Origin of the sequence: Alkalihalobacillus bogoriensis ATCC BAA-922 (genome assembly GCF_000621445.1) — a bacterium.
Classification (GTDB): Bacteria; Bacillota; Bacilli; order Bacillales; family Bacillaceae_F; genus Bacillus_AO; species Bacillus_AO bogoriense.
This window is the reverse complement of record NZ_JHYI01000006.1, coordinates 328850-348369: the sequence shown is the minus strand read 5'-3', so window position 1 is coordinate 348369 and position 19520 is coordinate 328850. Positions and strand designations below refer to the sequence as shown.

Here is a 19520-nt window from a genome sequence, read left to right as displayed (position 1 = left end):
CTAAAAAACAGAAACCCGTATCATGTTCACAAATAACGGCTGCTCTGACCGCAAAAATGAGAAAGAAAAGAGGCCACTGAAAAAGGAACATTTCCTTCTCAGTGGCCATTTGTCGAATTAGACTGTTTTTGTATAATAGAGGCGGAAAATGATATCTTGGTTGTAATTACCAAAGTTTTTTCCGAAAATAGTAACACCACCAACGTTTTCTGAATTTTCATCGACGGCAAGCTTAAACGTCCACTGTTTACTGCGAATATTTAAGTCATCAATCGTCACCTTTGAAATTTGTTTACCGTCAATAAATGTGCCAGAGGAATTAATTTTCAAATATTTTAATAATCCATACTGGTTAACAACACGTGGCCACCATTCAGGTGTATATTTTCCAAGTCTGTCACCAAAGTCTCCTGGACTGGTCCATTTTCCGAGGTCAACACCATTTAAAGAAAAGCTAATGTCAGATGGCCAATTTTCACGAATAAAAGGAGCCTCAGACGAAAGTTCTAAGGAGATTTCTAATTCTGTTGGGTTTTCTGTTGTTAATAAAAAATTAGGTACTTTATATTCAATAAAACCTTTACTAAACCACAAAATTTTTGCATTGACACGTTCTGGGTCAAGAAAATAGCGAGGTTCGTCAAACTCTCCAATAATATGGTCTTTTGTCGCTAAACCACAGGTTGGCTCAACATCAAAATCTGTATAATGGCCAACTGAAAGCTCTGTTTCATGGTAGTCTTGTGATGCTGATTGTTGGGATGGAAAAACAATGGTGATGTTTTCTACATTTAAGATACATAGTTTTTGTACACCAGCTTTTCCCGGAATCATCTCAGTCCGAATGATTCCTGCTTTTTCTAACTTTTTTATGTGCATGGTCATAATCGCACTACTTAAACTGACTGCTTCTGCCAACTCTCTAATATTCATCGATTTTTCAGACAAACAATTTATAATAGCCAATCGGACATTACTTGCCAATGCCTCGTAAACGGGAAGAGAGTTGTTGGATATATCTAACTTCATAGGTATCCCCCATACTTCACTGTAATATTAATATATATATTAATATTATCATACAACTTCATTCTAAATGAAACAAGTTTTTTGCATATGGGGAAATTATATTTTGAATTTCTCAATTTCACCTTGTAATTCAAGGGCGACTTTTGCTAATTCTTCACTCGTTGCAGTTACTTCTTGCATGATTGCAGACTGTTCTTCCGTAGCGGCAGATACACTCTGTGCATGGTCATCATTTGTAAGGGCTATCGTTTTGACACCTTCAACAATTGTTTCCATCTTAGCTGCATCAGTCAGTATAGAATTAATAAATTGGTCGGTTTCTTCAGCTTTTTTTGTTACGTCTTCAATGGAGAGAAAAATGTCCTTAAATGACTGTCCGGTTTTTTGAGCTAGTTCTAGTCCATGTTTTGTCGTTGTCGTACTCTCATTCATAGCATTAACGACATGATTAATATCTTCTTGTATATCAATGATTAATGATTTAATTTGGAATGTCGCATGGCTGGATTGCTCTGCTAATTTACGAACTTCCTCAGCAACGATAACAAAACCTTTTCCATTTTCTCCAGCTCGAGCTGCTTCAATCGCTGCATTTAAAGCTAGTAGGTTAGTTTTTTCTGCAATTGATGTAATCAGTGATATAATGTCTTCGATTTTTCTAGACTTATCGTTAAGATTATCGACTGTTGTAGACGACTGCTCGACTTGCTCATGGATAGTGTGCATTTGATTCATGACGTCAGTAACATACAAATTTCCTTTTGAAGAAAGGTTTGATGTATGAACGGCATTATCTTTTACGTCTTTCACATTAGCTGAAATCATATCAATGCCTTCTGTAATGGTGACTGTCATTTCGTTTAATACTGTACTTGATTTTCTTTGTTCAGTCGTGTTACTTGCCACTTCTTCAATGGAAGCTGAAACTTCTACAATCGATTTACTTGTCTCTTCTGAGCTAACAGAAAGTTCATTTGCACTTGAAGCAACGTGATTAGAAGTTTGGGTAATAGTATAAATCGTTTGCCGTAAATTAAGAACAGCTTCATTGTAATGTCTCCCAATTTGTCCAATTTCATCCTTTGTCTTAACATCCACAGTACTAGTTAAATCACCATTAGATAAACGTTGGATGCCTTCAACGATTTGCCCGATTTGTTTTGTCATCCGTGCACTAAATAACACGATAGTTAAAAGTAGAAGTCCACTAACAATGGTTGTAATTGTCAATGCTTTATATAATAATCTAGTTACTGATGCATATAATTCACTCGCCGGAGCAAGCCCTATAAGTTTCCAATTAGTTGTAGGAACAGTAGAGTAAAAACTTTCCCATGTTCCATTATCAATAGTAAGAACAGCTTTTCCTTCTTTATTATTCCCCATTGTTTGAGATAATGGAAAGTAAAATTCATCGTCCGCTAAATTCCCATTCATTACTTTTTGTTGATCTTGATGAGCAAGAAATTCCCCATCCGAGTTAACTAAAAAGAAATATCCGGATGTTTCAAATGTTTGACTAGCGACGAGCTCTTGAATGGTGGAGAGGTCATAATCTGCTGTTATCACACCTAAAAATGTTGAATCCGCATAGATAGGAAATGTAGCTGTAATTAATGTAATATTAAGAGATTCATCAAAATAAGGCTCTGTCCAGGAGATTTCGTACTCAGAAGACTGCTTCCCTAATTCATACCAATCGGTGTTGTGAAAATTGTAAGACGGATCTTCGTAATCTTCTGTGTACACGACTTGCTGACCTTCTTTGTAAACGTAAGGACCGAAAAATTGCTCGTTGCCAATCGTATTAGGTTCTAGCCATATACCTATACCAAATGTATGTTCATTTATAACAACGCTATTTTCTAGGAGATTCTTAACATCTTCTTTTTGCAAGGAATCATATGTTGTGCTGTATATAGCTTCAATAGATTCAATCAAACGTGTATGGGCAGTGAATTCATGACTCATCTGTTCTTCGATGTAATGTAACTCATTAAGAACACGTATTTCTGTAATGGAAGCAATCTCGTTTTTTGAATCAATATAACTTAAAGTTGATAATGCTATAGTAGAAATTAAAATAATTGGAACAAAAACAAATAGCATTTTTAATCGTAAACTTGTTTGGATTTTTGAAACAAGGTTCATAATAAACTCCTCCTCTACCGTAAATTCGACATTTTTCAACATGATACTTTCATCCTAACACAAAAATATTATACTTTTATATAAAAAGTTTTGTCGATAAACGTTTTTGGCTGTAATTTATGTAAAAAAATTGAAAATCAATGTTATGTAAAAGGTTCAAAATATTCATGAACGACTATACTTCTTACAAAAGGAGGAATAGAATTGTTGTTGGTATAATGCAAAAATATTTGTCTTTTCGCAATAAAATTATCCATATACATAGCAAAAATATGCAAGATCGTATATAATTTCATAGCGAAATAATATACGAGTGATGTATATAAGCAGTGCATTGCACATTAGTAAAGTGGCATGAAATTTGCATAAGATAAAAGATATAAATAAGAAGAAAAAAGAGAGGGATTTCATCATGAAAAATTTTAAACAAGTGTCCATTATTGGTGTACCGATGGATTTGGGACAAAAGCGACGTGGAGTGGATATGGGACCAAGTGCAATGAGATATGCGGGCCTCATTGAAGAAGTGGAGGCATTAGGATATGAAGTGAAAGATTTTGGTGACATTAGCATTAATCGGTCGAGAAGTGATACAGAAGAAGGCAACTTACGAAATTTAAAAGAGGTTATTCATGCAAGTAATGTGCTTCAACAAGAAGTTGAAAAAATTGAGGACAATGGAAATTTCCCGCTAATTTTAGGTGGCGACCATAGTATTAGCATTGGTTCCATTGCTGGCCTATGCAAGCGTCATGAGAATTTAGGGGTGATTTGGTATGATGCCCATGTTGATCTAAACTGTGCGGAAACATCTCCTTCAGGTAATATTCATGGGATGCCATTAGCTGTTAACCTCGGAATTGGACATCCGGAATTAACGAATATTGGTGGATTTTTACCGAAAATAAAGCCTGAAAATATTGTCATTGTTGGTGCTCGTTCCATTGATGAAGGTGAAAGAGAGTTAATTAAAGAAAAAGGCATTAAAGTATACACGATGCATGAGATTGATCGTATGGGTATGACAAGAGTCATGGAAGAAACAATTGAGTATTTATCAAGTCGGACTGATGGGGTCCATTTAAGTCTTGATCTTGATGGAATTGACCCAACGGATGCGCCTGGAGTAGGAACACCGGTATTAGGTGGGATTACATATCGTGAAAGTCATTTAGCACTTGAAATGCTAGCAGAGTCTGAAATTATCACATCAGCTGAATTTGTTGAAGTAAACCCAATCTTAGATAATCGCAATCAAACGGCAAATGTCGCTGTTGCATTAATTACATCATTACTAGGAAAAAAACTACTATAACCACATATAGTAGTAGAAGAAATGAATAAAGGGGGAACGTTTATGGCAGAGGGGAAAGGAAAAGAGAAACAACCAGTTGCTATTAGTGGAAAAGCATATGTGTGGTTCATTCTTCCATCATTGATTGGGATTTTCTTGTTTATGATTCCGATTCAGTATGATGACAGTATTACGATTCCAGTTGCTATTTTAGCTAATGAATTGAAAGCGTTACTCGGAGAGAGTACTCCGTATATTGTTACGGTTATGTTATTTTTTGTATCCGTCATGAGTATAATTGGAACGGCATTAAAACCAGAGTCTCTTATGAATCGTCCGTTTTTAAAAGGACTATTTATCGTCCACCCAGCATGGGTTGTCACTCGGGTATTAGGGTTTATTTTTGCAACGATGACTGTATTTGAGTGGGGACCAGAAGCGGTTTGGTCTGAATATACTGGTGCAATTGTAATGAATGATCTTATTCCTGTACTGTTCACAATTTTCTTATTTGCTGGTTTGTTTTTACCTCTTTTGTTAAATTTCGGTTTACTTGAACTGTTTGGAACGTTATTAAATAAAGTGATGCGTCCGTTATTTACGTTGCCTGGACGTTCTTCAGTTGATTGTATGGCATCATGGATGGGTGACGGAACGGTCGGAATATTATTAACGAATAAGCAATATGAAGAAGGATTTTACACAAAACGTGAAGCGGCTGTTATCGGAACAACGTTTTCTGTAGTGTCGATAACATTTAGTATCGTCATTTTAGAATACTTAGAGTTGACGTCGATGTTTTTACCTTTTTACTTTACAGTTGTAGTAGCTGGGTTTGTAGCTGCGGTTATTTGCCCGAGAATTCCGCCGTTATCGCGAAAACCGAATGAGTATATTGTTGAAAACAAAGATCGACCTCAAGAAGATAATGCAAAAAACGGGGAATCCCTTTTAAAAGTAGGCTTCAACAAAGCCGCCTATCGTGCGCAAAACAATGAGGGGATAGGCAAAACGATAAAAGGTGGGTTCCAAAACGTTCTTGATATGTGGCTCGGTGTTATTCCAATTGTCATGGCTGTTGGTACAGTTGCGTTAATATTTGCTGAAAATACACCGCTATTCCATTATTTAGGACTCCCGTTTATCCCATTGCTTGAATGGATGCAAGTACCACATGCAGCAGAAGCTGCACAAACAATGGTGATCGGATTTGCGGATATGCTTTTACCTGCCATCATTGGGAGTGGCATTGAAAGTGAGTTCACTCGATTTGTTATTGCTTGTGTATCGATTACACAATTGATTTATATGTCAGAAGTCGGGGGACTTCTCCTTGCGTCAAAAATCCCAGTCCGTTTTCTCGATTTAGTCATTATCTTTTTGCAACGAACACTTATTACATTGCCGATTATCGTAGGAATGGCTCATCTTATTTTTTGGCTGATGTAAAGGTAGGAGTGTCACAAAGAGAATGCTTTCTTTTTGTGACACTCTTTTTTGAAAGATAAGAAAGATAAAATTTTTGGTCTAGCAGCGAAGCTTTGAAAGCTTATTCAAGAAGAGCACTTGGGGTTCATTGTCAAAAGCGGGCAGGGCTCCGCGCTTCGCTTGAAACGAAAAGACGCTCCGCGTTTCTTAGTTAGAAACGTATCGGACATTTATTCGTTATCCTTTATTTAAAATTTATAGCTTAGATAATATAATGATTCCACCTAGTGAAATGGACGAAAGCCACTCGACTCCTGCGGGAAAGAGAGTGGCTGTAGCGCAATGGAACAAATATGTTATTTGAGCAAACTAAAAGCTGGATAAGATTATCATGTGGATATATTTTCAACGCCATTGAACTGACGTTTGTTAAGCAATACCTTGTTGTAAATTTGTATTATTTTGCTCGAATGTGAAGGCGTTTCATTCGATATTGAAGAGCTTGGCGACTTAACCCGAGCTCTTTTGCTGTGTTTGTAACATGATATTTATGGCGAGCAAGTGCTTTTTTAATAAAATACGTTTCTGCTTCATGAAGATAGTCTTTTAACTGATATCTTGTTGTTAGCTCCTCATTAACATCAATAGAAGAATGTACTGAAGATGTGGCTTCTTTTGGAATGGATTTATTCCGAAAATGAACGGGTAAATGGGCCAAATTTATTGTTGTATCGTCAATGACGAGATTCATAGCTCCTTCAATGACATGTTCGAGTTCTCGTACATTCCCAGGCCAATCGTATTCTGTAAACAACTGCATCACTTCTGGATGAAGTTTGTCGACATTCATTTGGAAAAGATGATTATATTTTTCAATAAAATGAGAGGCGAGCAAAGGGATATCTTCTTTACGCTCTCGTAAAGGCGGAATAAAAATAGAGACTACACTTAACCGGTAATATAAATCTTTTCGCAATCGACCGTTTGCAATAGCTTCAATTGGATCTTCATTAATCGTTGATAAAATCCGAACGTCTACTTTCCGGTCTATTGTATCTCCGACACGACGGATAACCTTCTCTTGGATAGCGCGTAATAGTTTCGCTTGTAACATTGGACTTAATGAATTAATTTCATCTAGAAATAACGTGCCACCACTTGCTTCCTCAAACAAGCCAGGTCGTTCTAACGCACCAGTAAACGCGCCTTTTTTTGTCCCAAATAAAATACTTTCAATAAGCGTATCAGGGATAGCGGCACAGTTTTGAGAAATAAATGGAGCAGAAGAACGTTCACTTCCATTATGAATGCTTTGGGCAAATAGCTCTTTCCCTGTCCCTGTTTCACCAATAATTAAGACAGAGGAAGGAGTTCTTGTAGCTCGTTTTGTATGTTCAATTACTTCTCGTATAGAGGGGCTTTTTCCTATAATACTATCAAAGGTGAATGTCGTATTACCTTTTTGTTTGATGTTTTTCCGTATTAATCTCTCTAGGTTTGTAACATCTTTTGCTATTTCTATCGCCCCAATTAACTGATCTTCATAGAAAATAGGGAAAGTATGGTTCACCGTTGTAATTTCTTTACCTCTATGGTTGAAATACGTTTGCTTAACATTTTTTCGTGGGCGTTTTTCTCGTAATACATCTAATAATGTACTTGTTTCTCCTTCTTCAAATGTAAACACATCTAGGAAGTGCTTATGTAAAACATCCTCTTTTGAGAGAGATTCAATATCCATCATTTTGCTATTATAAATGACGGTTTCTCCTTTAGCGTTAATGACGTGAATCCCGACATCAACTTCGTTTACAATCGTATTATAAATATGATGAAGATGCTCATTGGCCATTTTTTCTTCAATCACAACTTACTCCCCCTTTATCTTAGTTACTAGTGTAATAGGAACAAGTTATGAGAGCAAATATATTTTTCTATTATTAACGCACTAACTTGTAAAACGAAAAAATATTTTTCGGTTTTTAGGAAAAATTATCAATGGATTCGAAAAAAAAACTTGCGTAACATAAATCGGCTGTGAAAAAAACAGGGAAATAGCATGTTGGCATAGTTTTTGCATTAACTATAAGTAAATCAAGAAATCGCCACGAGTATGGAGGAGGAATTAAAATGACATCATCAACATCAATTATTAAACAAACGGAAACATACGGTGCAAATAATTATCATCCACTCCCAATAGTAATTTCAGAAGCAAAAGGAGCATGGGTAACTGATCCAGAAGGAAATAAATATTTAGATATGTTAAGTGCTTATTCTGCGGTGAATCAAGGGCATTGTCACCCAAAAATTATAGAGGCGTTAAAAAATCAAGCCGAAAAAATTACATTAACATCACGCGCTTTTCATAATGATAAATTAGCCCCGTTTTATGAGAAAGTATCTACTTTAACGAAGAAAAACATGATACTCCCGATGAATACGGGTGCAGAAGCAGTGGAAACTGCAGTCAAAGCAGCCAGAAGATGGGCATACGATTGTAAGGGAGTCCCTGATAATGAAGCGCAAATCATCGTGTGTGAAGATAATTTCCACGGGAGAACGATGACAGCTGTATCCCTTTCTTCAAATGAAGAATATAAAAGAGGATTTGGGCCGATGCTTCCCGGGATAGTAGTTATTCCTTACGGTGATATTGAATCATTGAAAAAGGCAATAACTCCAAATACAGCTGCGTTTTTAATTGAGCCTATTCAAGGGGAAGCAGGTATTATTATTCCACCTGAAGGGTTTTTAAAAGAAGCTTATGAGGTATGTAAACAAGAAAATGTACTATTTATAGCAGATGAAATTCAGTCTGGGTTAGGTCGTTCAGGGAAATTGTTTGCATCAGATTGGGATGGCGTTGAGCCTGATATGTATATATTAGGAAAAGCACTCGGTGGTGGAGTCTTCCCCATTTCCGTTGTTTGTGCGGACCGTTCTATTCTTGGTGTATTTGAGCCTGGTTCACACGGATCAACATTTGGTGGAAATCCGTTAGCATGTGCCGTTGCGATTGCTGCACTTGATGTCATTGAAGAGGAAGACCTTGTTAAACGATCGTTTAATTTAGGAAGTTATTTAAAAGAGAAGTTAAAACAAATAAACAATCCAATCATTAAAGAAGTTCGTGGTCGCGGTTTATTTATTGGTGTTGAATTAACTGTACCTGCTAGAAAATATTGTGAACAATTAAAAGAAGAAGGATTGTTATGTAAAGAAACACATGAAAATGTTATCCGATTTGCCCCACCTTTAGTTATTAAAGAAAATGATCTAGAGTGGGCAATTGAAAAAATAACAAAAGTTCTTGAAAAATAAGAGGGATTACAACAAGAAACCGACAAGAGAAAACAGCATCGTTCATTTTCTAGTAAAAAGAGGAGGAAAGAAATGGATTGTTTTCGTACGGTGGCTAGTCTTGCAAATGGAACAGTAGAAAAAATATTAGTGAAAGAAGGATCTTTTGTGTATGAGTGGGAACCGTTATTTCTCATCCGCACGAAAAATGGAACGTCCTATGAAGTAAAAATAGGAGCGAGTGGTGTCATTTCAAAAGTAAATGTACATGAAGGAGATTCGATTATTTCTGATTATACATTAGCGGTTTTAAAAGAAGATGCACAACCTGTTGGGTGTGACTAATAAAAATAAATATAAGGAGGAGAAACGATGCTGCCAGTGTATAAACATGAACCATTCACAGATTTTACAATAGAGGAAAACATACTTGCCTTTAAAGAAGCGCTTCAACAAGTGGAAAAACAATTAGGGAAAGAATATCCTCTGATTGTCGGCGGGGAACGAATTAGGACAAAAGAGAAGATTACATCCATTAATCCATCGAATAAAAATGAAATGATTGGCACGGTTTCTAAAGCCAATAAGGAAATTGCAGAAAAAGCGATCAAAACAGCAGAAAAAGCGTTTCAGTCGTGGAGAAAAGTCACGGCAGAAGAAAGAGCGAATATTCTTGTTCGAGCAGCTGCCATTATTCGCCGCCGCAAACATGAGTTTTCAGCATGGCTTGTAAAGGAAGCGGGGAAGCCTTGGAAAGAAGCAGATGCGGATACAGCCGAAGCGATTGACTTTCTCGAATATTACGCTAGACAAATGATTGTATTACAGTCGGGTAAACAAGTAAATAGTCGCATCGGTGAACATAACCGCTATTATTACACCCCTACTGGAGTGTGTGTCACCATTTCACCTTGGAATTTTGCTTTAGCTATTATGGCGGGTACAACTGTAGCTCCGATCGTAACAGGAAATACAGTGTTGTTAAAATCAGCAAGTACGACTCCAGTTGTTTGTGCGAAGTTTGTGGAGGTTCTTGAAGAAGCAGGGTTACCTGCTGGAGTCGTGAACTATATCCCAGGTAGTGGTGCAGAAGTGGGCGATTTCCTCGTTGATCATCCGAATACGAGTTTAATTACGTTTACTGGTTCGCGTGATGTCGGTGTAAGATTGTACGAAAGAGCTGCCGTTGTTCACCCAGGCCAACAACATTTAAAACGTGTCATTGTTGAAATGGGAGGAAAGGATACCGTTGTCGTAGATAATGAAGCAGATCTTGATTTGGCTGCACAGTCTATTGTAACGTCGGCGTTTGGCTTTTCCGGTCAAAAGTGTTCAGCGGGATCGCGGGCAGTTGTTCACGAAGATGTGTATGACGAAGTATTAGAAAAAGTCATTGCGTTAACGAAGGAGTTAACGGTAGGGGAACCGACTACAGGTGACATGTATATGGGTCCTGTTGTTGATGAAGCGGCATTTACGAAAATTATGAACTATATTGATATTGGCAAAGAAGAAGCACGTCTTGTGGCAGGTGGAACTGGCGATAGTAGCAAAGGTTACTTTATTCAACCGACTGTATTTGCTGATGCAGATCCAACCTCAAGAATTATGCAAGAAGAAATATTCGGACCTGTCGTTGCTTTTTGTAAAGCAACAAGTTTTGAGCATGCACTAGAAATTGCCAATAATACGGAGTATGGGTTAACAGGTGCGGTGATTACAAAAAATCGAGCTCATATTGAACAAGCGAAAGAAGATTTTCACGTTGGTAACTTATATTTTAACCGCAATTGTACAGGAGCGATCGTTGGTTATCATCCATTTGGTGGCTTTAAAATGTCCGGAACTGACTCAAAAGCAGGTGGACCAGATTACTTAGTCCTTCATATGCAAGCAAAAACAATATCTGAAATGTATTAGAATATAGCCAAGTCCTTTTGAAAAAGGGTGACTTGGCTTTTTATATTCTTATAGAATTTATAGATGGTTATGGTGTAAAAAGATTTACTATAATGTGAAAAGACAGTAACCTGCATTCATTAAATAGAATTGAGATATAGTCTTTTGTTTCAAATAGTTATGGGACTCTGAAATCGATCCTTTCTAACCATTTCTTTTTTACTATAAGAAAAAAGGGGAACTTTTATTGTTATTGTTTGGTAATTAAAAATTTCAATATACACGGTAAATAATTATGGTAAAATAAAGGAGTGCTTGTCGTTTATTGTAATAATATACCGAATAATATTTTATATATAAACTAAAAGTGAATGAAAATCACATGGAGACAAGGTCTAAATACCTATAAGGAATAGAGGGCAGGTCATACGAATGAACAAGAGTAAAAATAAATATATACTAGGTGCTATCTTTACATATATTGTACTATATTATTTGCTCCTTGTTTTCGGTGATGTTGAAAATTGGAGCACCGTATTTTCTCGTAATCTTTTTTCGACAATCGCTCCACTTATAGCTGCGATATGGTTATGGCTGGCATCAAAAAGAGAGAAATCAAAACAACGGTTATTTTGGTTGTTTTTGGCTATCGGCTGTTTTCACTATTTTATAGCAGAACTATTTTGGATGTATTATGAAAGCTATTTACAAGTGGAAGTTCCGTTTCCTGGCTTACCAGATTTGTTTTATAAGCTACAAATCTTCTTTTATTTACTGGCATTTTCATATCTTGTATGCTTCGATAACAAAGTGTTTCTTAATGTCCGGTACGTATTTGAAGTTTTGATTATTATGGTTGTGGCGGCAACGTTTAGTTATCATGTGTTTATTAGGGAATTAATTCAAGACCCTGATTTAACTGGCATGTTTTTATTCGTGTCTATAGGTTATCCTATCGGAGACCTTCTTTTATTTTTTAGTATTCTTATTCTTTTTCTGTATTCTCAAAAAACTAAAATTCAAATTGTTCTTGTTATTCTATTTATCGGGATAGCGATACAAGTTGTAGCTGATACTAGTTATATGTATTTACAGCTAACAGGAAACTATGAAACAGGCAGTTTTTTTGATCCGTTGTTTACATTATCATTGCTATTAGTAGGTTATGCTAGTTTTTTTCATCAGCAATTAGTAGAAGGCGTTTCAGAAAAGAAGAGTGTGACACACTCCTTTACAAAAGTTCAAATAATTGCTCCCCTAGTAAGTATTGTTTTGTTATTAATGGTCGTTATCGTGAATCAAAATACACGAGTAACATCTTTAACAGTAGGTTCTTATATAGCAATAATGTTAGTGATTATTCGGCAATTTCTAATATTAGTTGAAAATAAACATTTTTTAAGGAAGTTTAACGAACAGAACAAAGAGTTATCCCTTAGTGCCCAGCACTATCGTTCGTTATTTGAATATCATCCAGACCCGGTTTTTTCGTTAGATGTAAAAGGGAGATTTTTAAGTGCTAACGAAGCATGCGCAAAACTGACGGGTTATTCGATAAATAAATTAGCCGGACAATCGATAGGAACAATTGTTGCTGAAAGTGAACTGGAGAATGCTTCCTATTATTTTAAAAAAGTACTTGAAGGGAAACCACAATATTATGAAGTACCGATAAAAGATTATTTTGGAAATGTGCATCATGTAAACATTACACTTGTTCCCATTATTATCGATGAAGAGGTAGTCGGCGTATTTGGAATTGGGAAAAATATAACAGATTTTAAGCGTACAGAAGAAGAATTAAATTTTCTTGCTTACCATGATGTACTTACTGGACTACCAAACCGCTTTTCGTTTGAACAGAGCGTAAATTTGGAATTGGAAAAAGAATACCTAGTTGGTGAAAAACTAGCTGTGTTATATATGGATGTTGACCGGTTCAAAATCATTAATGATACACTCGGTCATGATGCAGGGGATGAACTTCTTGTTGAGATGACAAAACGAATTCAACGAGTTTGTAAGGAAGACTATACTCTTGCTCGGCATGGTGGAGATGAATTTGCCCTATTAATTTGTCAGTTTCAAGATAAAGCTGTCATTGAACAATTGGTTAAAAGGATTATTAATGTGTTAAGTAAGCCGTATATTATCCGAAAGCATGAAATTTTTGCTACCCCAAGTATTGGAGTTGTTGTTCACCATCATGGTGAGCATAATACTTCAGTTAGCTTATTGAAAAAAGCAGATATCGCAATGTATGAAGCGAAAAGTGAAGGGAAAAGTCAATATAAAATCTATGATAAAACAATGGAAATCCAACCGACCCATAAATTTGTCATTGAAAGTGACTTGCACAAAGCATTACGAAATAAAGAGTTTCTCTTACACTATCAACCACAAATTGATACGAAAAGAAACAAAATGTATGGGGTAGAAGCGTTAATTCGATGGAATCATCCAACATTAGGTTTACTTGGACCAGCCCATTTTATCGGAATTGCCGAAGAAACCGGATTAATCATTCCGATTGGTGAACGAGTGATGCGTGAAGCTTGTGAACAAGGAAAACGTTGGCATGACTTAGGTTGCCAGTTGAAAGTTTCGGTGAATTTATCGCCGCTGCAGTTTAAGTCAAGTCAATTAGTTAAGATGATTTCAACAATACTAGATGAAACAGAATTTAATCCGATGTATTTAGAGTTAGAAATAACAGAAGCTGTAGCGATGACGAATGTTGAAAAGACAATAGCAAAATTACAGGCTATACAAGAAATGGGGATTAAAGTTTCGATAGATGACTTTGGAACAGGATATTCATCCTTATCCTATTTAGGGAAGCTCCCAATTCATACTTTAAAAATTCCCCGAGAATTTGTTAGAGAGTTACAACAAGATAAAGCGAGCAAAGCGATTGTCGATTCCATCATTACATTAGCGACTAATTTACAATTAGACTTAATTGCTGAAGGTGTTGAAGAAGAGGCTCAAAAACAGACGCTTGAACAAATGGGTTGTACTTGTATGCAGGGATACTTGTTTAGTAAGCCATTGCCAAGTCATGAACTATTTAAATCGCTTGAGTAACATCCTTTTGAAATATAAAAAAGAAGTGATTCAAGGAGGCCACTGAATACACTTCTTTTTTCATAGAAACCTGAAGAAACCATTTAAGCTCATTCTCATTTTTAGTATAATAAAACATACTACTATCGATAGCCTGATATGTCATTCTTTTTAAAGAAAGGTTTTACCTAATGAGACATCCAAAATCAAAATTAAAAGAAACAGCGAAAATGGTTCTCGAACTAATGAAAGAAACACTTTCGGCAAGGTCATTTTTTGTTGCTAGTACAAAAAATGAGCGATTTGTTATATTAGATGTAATTAATGAAGAAGGAGGATGTACCATTCCTCATCCTTTTCATTCTTCGATTGAAATGTCGTATTGTAGTATGGTTGTCTCGAGTATGAAACCTTTGTTAATTAAAGACTCGTCGAAATCGCTGTTAGTGAAATCGATGAAAGTAACGTCTGATTTTTCGATTGGTTCTTACTTAGGGGTTCCTATTACAATTGAAGACGGAACAGCATTTGGTACGCTTTGTGCATTAGACCCTAGTCCAAACGCCTTATCAGAGCAAGACATTCCAATACTACAACGTTATGCTAATTTAATCGCAAATTCGATTGAGTTAGAAGAGGCGTTTGACAAATTAGCAACATATGAAGAAAAAACAAAAAAAGAATTAGATTTGGCTCAACGAGTTCAACAATCTGTGATGAATAAACCTTTGGATACAGAAGAAATAAAAGTAGACTATGTCTATAAAGCATCTGCCCATCTTTCTGGTGATTTATGTGCTTGGTATGAAATTGAAAAAGGTAAATATGGTGTGATTTTATTAGATGTAATGGGGCATGGGGTATCTTCTGCTTTAATTGGGATGGCGATTCGTCCCGCATTAGAGTCAATTATCAAGGAAGTAGGGGAACCTTATGCCGTGATGAATCAAATAAACCGTCTTATTCTTAACTTGTTTGATGAGGAATCTACATTTTCCTCATTTGTTACAGGGATTTATTTAGTTGTGAATATGCCGTTACAGCAGGTTGATTTTTTAAATGCAGGACATCCTCCTGGTATTTTAAAAGATGAGTGTGGAGCTATTTTTCTTGAAAGAGGAACCGTACCCTTAGGTATTCAATCAACGATACCGAATCAAACGAGGACGGTTCCATTTGGGAAAAAAGGTGAAATATTTTTATATACTGATGGTTTATTAGATATGTTGTATGAAGAAAATAAAAATACAGTAATAGAAATAAAAGAAAAGTATGAACAGTTAGTCAATGTAAATGCATTAGGTTTCTTCTTAGAGCAAGCACAAGCTAGTGAAACAATAAGTGATGATATATGTATGATCTCGATATTGACAAAGTAAGCTGAAAAAGTATCCGCTCTGTGAAAAATGGATACTTTTTTTTGTTGTTATCCTTCTAACGTAACTGCTATACTAACAAAAAAAACAAGTAGGTATAAAGGACAGAGGTGTTTTGTAATGTCTCGTAAAAAAATTACAATGCAGCAAATTGCAAATACAGCGGGAGTCTCAAAGTATGTCGTCTCAAAGACATTAAATGGAAAATCGGGAGTGAGCGAAAAAACGAGGCAAAAGATTTTATTTGTCGCCCAGCAATTAGGGTATTTTAAACAAGCTGAACAACAAACACAGGATGAGAATGGAAATGACCACTCGGCTTTTGTTATTGTTGTGATTCCTGAGCGTGGCTATCAACATGAATCGCAGTATTGGGGAAGTATCATTGAAGGGTTATCACAAGAAGTTTCCGAGAGGCAATGTGGGCTCGTTATTATAAATCAAGACCAGAAAATTGAAGGAATGATTCAAACGAAAGGTTTACTTGGCATAATAGGTGTCGGTAAAATTTCCTCAGAAAAACTAGTGGATTTTCAGCAATATAATGTACCGATTGTCCTTATTGACCATGAAGAACCTTTGATTAAGGCGGATGCCGTTTTTACAGATAATTATGATGGGATTTATAAAATGACAGCGCATCTTCTGACACTGGGCCATGAAAAATTGGTATTTGTCGGTGATACATCATTTTCTAAAAGTTTTTATGACCGTTGGCTAGGGTTTCGTTCAGCAATGGAAAAAGCAAATTTAACTCAAAACAGTGAAGATGTAAAAATTGAGATTCCTTATGACAATTCCCTTTCTAACAATTTTGAAAAGTGGGTACAAGAAAGAAAAGCTGGTGATGGCATTTTTCCAACGGCATTTGTTTGTGCAAATGATGATATTGCAAGTAAAGTGATGAAAACATTGCAACAATTCTCATTTCAAGTACCAGAAGATTGCTCGGTGACAGGATTTGATAATTTGGATATCAGCTTATATACAAATCCGCCATTAGCAACAGTACATCTGTTAAGGGAGTTATTAGGGAAGCGGGCCGTATCAAAATTGATTTGGCGTAAAAATCATTTGCCATATCCCGCTGAAAAAATTGTCATTCAAGGAGAGTTAATGATAAGATCATCCATTAGCGCTCCGAAATAGAAGCATCATTATTTATAGGACGGCCACCGATAAAAGAAGCTTTCGGTGGCTTTTTTAAATGATAAGAAAGAAACGAAAAGACGCTCCCGCGTTTTTTTTAATAGATAAGATAGTGATCTAGCAGTGAAGTTTTGAAAGCTTATTCAAGAAAAGCGGGCAGGGACCGCACTTCGCTTGAAAGAAAAGACGCTTCGCGTTTTTCTTAATTATTACGGAAGAGATGAATGTTTTACATTGTCAAATAGAGAGTAACGATGTTATTATTTAGTTAGTTAAAATAACAAAAATGATAACAATAATAACAAAAACTTTTGGGGAACCTACTAAATATAATAGTATTAGAGGAGTGTTTTTCATGCGTACCATCGATTTAAATGGACAATGGAAGATGAAACAAGCGGATTCAGATGAGTGGTTAGAAGCAATTGTCCCTGGTTCAGTTTTTTCTGAACTGTTGAAACATGGAAAAATGGAAGATCCCTTTTACCGTGATAACGAGAAGTTTGTGTATGAAATAGCTCAAAAAGATTATGAATACGTTAGAAAAATTGACATTGATAAAGGTTTTTTACAGCAAGATGAAATTACATTATGCTGTGAGGGATTAGACACATTAGCAACCATATCGATAAATGGAAAAGGTGTTGCAACGACGAATAATATGCATCGCATATATGAGTTTGATGTTAAGAAGTATTTGCAAGTGGGAATAAATGAAATCCATATTTACTTTGCCTCTCCAGTGCAATACATAAAAGAAAAACAATCAGAAAGCTATTTATGGGGTGTACCTGACGCAATAGAAGGGTTCCCTCATCTACGAAAAGCTCATTATATGTTTGGGTGGGATTGGGGACCGAAAATTCCAGATAGCGGGATTTGGCGGTCAATTTCTTTACGAGGTTATGAAACAGGAAAAATTGACGATGTCTATATGACTCAACACCACTCTTCCGGCCAAGTAACATTACAGACGAAAATAAATATTACAACGTATCGCCCTTCAACTGTTACAGTAAGTGTCGAAATTATTGGTCCGAACGGCGATGTTATTAGCAACGAGACAGCTCCGATTGAACAAGTAGAACAACTCGAGACGGTAATAAACGACCCAAAGCTATGGTGGCCAAATGGATACGGTCTACAACCGTTGTATAAAGTTGTGATCGCGCTTTACGAAAATGAGAAAAAAATCGATAATAAAACGTACACGATTGGATTACGAACGATCAAAGTAAAACAAGAACCTGACCAGTGGGGGGAAACATTTGAATTCGAAGTTAACGGAATTTCGATTTTTTCAATGGGTGCAAACTATATACCCGAAGATAACTTAATTTCAAGAGGTTCTAAAGGGAAAACGGAACAACTTATAAAAGATTGTGTTGATGCCAACTTCAATACGATTCGCGTATGGGGTGGAGGTTATTATCCTAACGATGAATTCTACACATTATGTGACCAATACGGACTCATTGTTTGGCAGGATTTCATGTTTGCTTGTGCTGTTTATGAATTAACGGATGAATTTACAGAAACGATTATTGCAGAAGTAGAAGATAATGTTAAAAGAATACGGCATCATGCTTGTCTCGGAATATGGTGTGGGAACAATGAAATGGAAGAAGCGTGGGTAGGGTGGGATTTCCCTAAACCACCAAAGCTGAGGGTGGATTATATAAAGCAGTTTGAAATGATTTTCCCTGATTTAATGAAAAAATTAGACCCGCAAACATTTTATTGGGCTTCTTCGCCATCATCAGGAGGAGGTTTTGTAAAGCCGAATAGTCAAAATGAAGGTGATGTCCATTATTGGGATGTATGGCATGGATTAAAACCTTTTACGGAATATCGAAAATTTCATTTCCGGTTTTGCTCGGAATTCGGTTTTCAATCTTTCCCTTCTTTAAAAACTGTGAAGTCGTTTACAGAGCCTTCTGACCGTAATATTTTTTCTTATGTTATGGAAAATCATCAAAAAAATGGATCAGCAAACGGGAAGATTTTGTTTTATTTGTCGGAAAACTTTTTGTATCCAAAAGACTTTTCTTCTTTATTGTATGCTTCACAAATTCTACAAGCAGAAGCCATTAAATATGGGGTTGAACATTGGAGAAGACACCGCGGTCGATGTATGGGATCTATCTATTGGCAACTAAATGATTGTTGGCCAGTGGCGTCTTGGTCCAGTATTGATTATAACGGACGCTGGAAAGCATTACATTATTTTGCGAAAAAGTTTTATGCGCCAGTGTTATTATCTGTTTTAGATGAAGCAAATACTATGAGCTTTTACGTGACAAACGATAGAACAGAGGAAGTTCATTGTACAATTCATTGGTGCTTGAGAAGAAATGATTCAACGATTGTCGAGCAAGGAACAGTTACAGCAACAGTTCCCCCTTTGTTTGCAAAGCCATGTGAGTCGATGACTTTTCATCAGCTTTCTTTAGATGAAATGAAGCAGAATCATTATTTAGAATATAAATTAATGTATGACGGAAAAGTGCAAGGACACTCGACTATTTTATTTACAAAAGTTAAACATTTTCAATTTATAAATCCAGAAATTAAGGTGAATATAACTGAAACAGAATATGCGTTTGTGATAACGATGCAAACAGAGACATTTGCTAAATATATTGAGTTAGATTTACATGAAGCAGATTGTATATTCAGTGATAATTACTTTGACTTATCTGCTAGTGAAACGAAAGAAATTGTTGTGTTAAAAGAAAAGATGAATCAAGTCATGGATCTTAATATGTTTAAGAGTCAATTAAAAACACGTTCGATTTATGACCTTGCAACAATGGAGTAGCCTT

The 19520-nt window shown here is 36.0% G+C and carries 12 protein-coding genes; 9 read left to right on the top strand and 3 right to left on the bottom strand.

Features of this window, described 5'->3' with window-relative positions:
• Positions 1-117 precede the first annotated feature (117 nt).
• Together T323_RS0101685 and T323_RS0101680 are read right to left on the bottom strand one after the other, a co-directional pair.
• A complete protein-coding gene (locus T323_RS0101685; RefSeq protein ID WP_026671740.1) occupies positions 118-1029 on the bottom strand; it encodes an ArsR/SmtB family transcription factor in 912 nt (303 codons plus the stop codon).
• A 96-nt stretch (positions 1030-1125) separates the two neighbouring features.
• The gene (locus T323_RS0101680; RefSeq protein WP_026671739.1) at positions 1126-3222 is read right to left on the bottom strand and encodes a methyl-accepting chemotaxis protein; all 2097 of its coding nucleotides are present in this window, start codon (positions 3220-3222) and stop codon (positions 1126-1128) included.
• A gap of 370 nt (positions 3223-3592) precedes the next feature.
• Here T323_RS0101680 and rocF point away from each other — a divergent pair, with 370 nt between their 5' ends.
• Positions 3593-4495 carry an arginase gene (gene rocF, locus T323_RS0101675; RefSeq protein WP_026671738.1) on the top strand — a complete coding sequence of 301 codons (903 nt, stop codon included), beginning with the start codon at positions 3593-3595 and terminating at the stop codon, positions 4493-4495.
• Between the two features lie 141 nt (positions 4496-4636).
• Positions 4637-5923 (top strand): YjiH family protein, encoded by a 1287-nt coding sequence (locus tag T323_RS0101670; RefSeq protein ID WP_373279313.1) that lies wholly within the window; start codon positions 4637-4639, stop codon positions 5921-5923.
• Between the two features lie 436 nt (positions 5924-6359).
• Here T323_RS0101670 and T323_RS0101665 read toward each other — a convergent pair whose 3' ends face one another.
• On the bottom strand, positions 6360-7754 hold the full coding sequence (locus T323_RS0101665) for a sigma-54 interaction domain-containing protein (RefSeq protein ID WP_035177370.1): 1395 nt from the start codon (positions 7752-7754) through the stop codon (positions 6360-6362).
• A 278-nt stretch (positions 7755-8032) separates the two neighbouring features.
• Between T323_RS0101665 and T323_RS0101660 the strand changes: the two genes are divergently transcribed.
• From T323_RS0101660 to T323_RS0101625, 7 genes are all read left to right on the top strand, one after another.
• Positions 8033-9226 (top strand): ornithine--oxo-acid transaminase, encoded by a 1194-nt coding sequence (locus T323_RS0101660; RefSeq protein ID WP_026671735.1) that lies wholly within the window; start codon positions 8033-8035, stop codon positions 9224-9226.
• Between the two features lie 72 nt (positions 9227-9298).
• Entirely contained in the window at positions 9299-9550 is a 252-nt protein-coding gene (locus T323_RS0101655; RefSeq protein ID WP_051556294.1) for a biotin/lipoyl attachment domain-containing protein, read from the top strand.
• 27 nt (positions 9551-9577) lie between these two features.
• Complete coding sequence (gene pruA / locus T323_RS0101650) at positions 9578-11125, top strand: L-glutamate gamma-semialdehyde dehydrogenase (protein ID WP_026671733.1); 1548 nt, start codon at positions 9578-9580, stop codon at positions 11123-11125.
• A gap of 411 nt (positions 11126-11536) precedes the next feature.
• Positions 11537-14191, top strand: coding sequence for an EAL domain-containing protein (locus T323_RS25650; RefSeq protein ID WP_051556293.1), 2655 nt, complete (start codon positions 11537-11539; stop codon positions 14189-14191).
• Positions 14192-14361: 170 nt separating this feature from the next.
• Entirely contained in the window at positions 14362-15549 is a 1188-nt protein-coding gene (locus tag T323_RS0101635; RefSeq protein WP_026671732.1) for a GAF domain-containing SpoIIE family protein phosphatase, read from the top strand.
• A 117-nt stretch (positions 15550-15666) separates the two neighbouring features.
• Complete coding sequence (locus T323_RS0101630) at positions 15667-16695, top strand: LacI family DNA-binding transcriptional regulator (protein ID WP_026671731.1); 1029 nt, start codon at positions 15667-15669, stop codon at positions 16693-16695.
• A gap of 355 nt (positions 16696-17050) precedes the next feature.
• Entirely contained in the window at positions 17051-19516 is a 2466-nt protein-coding gene (locus T323_RS0101625; protein ID WP_026671730.1) for a beta-mannosidase, read from the top strand.
• Positions 19517-19520 lie beyond the last annotated feature (4 nt).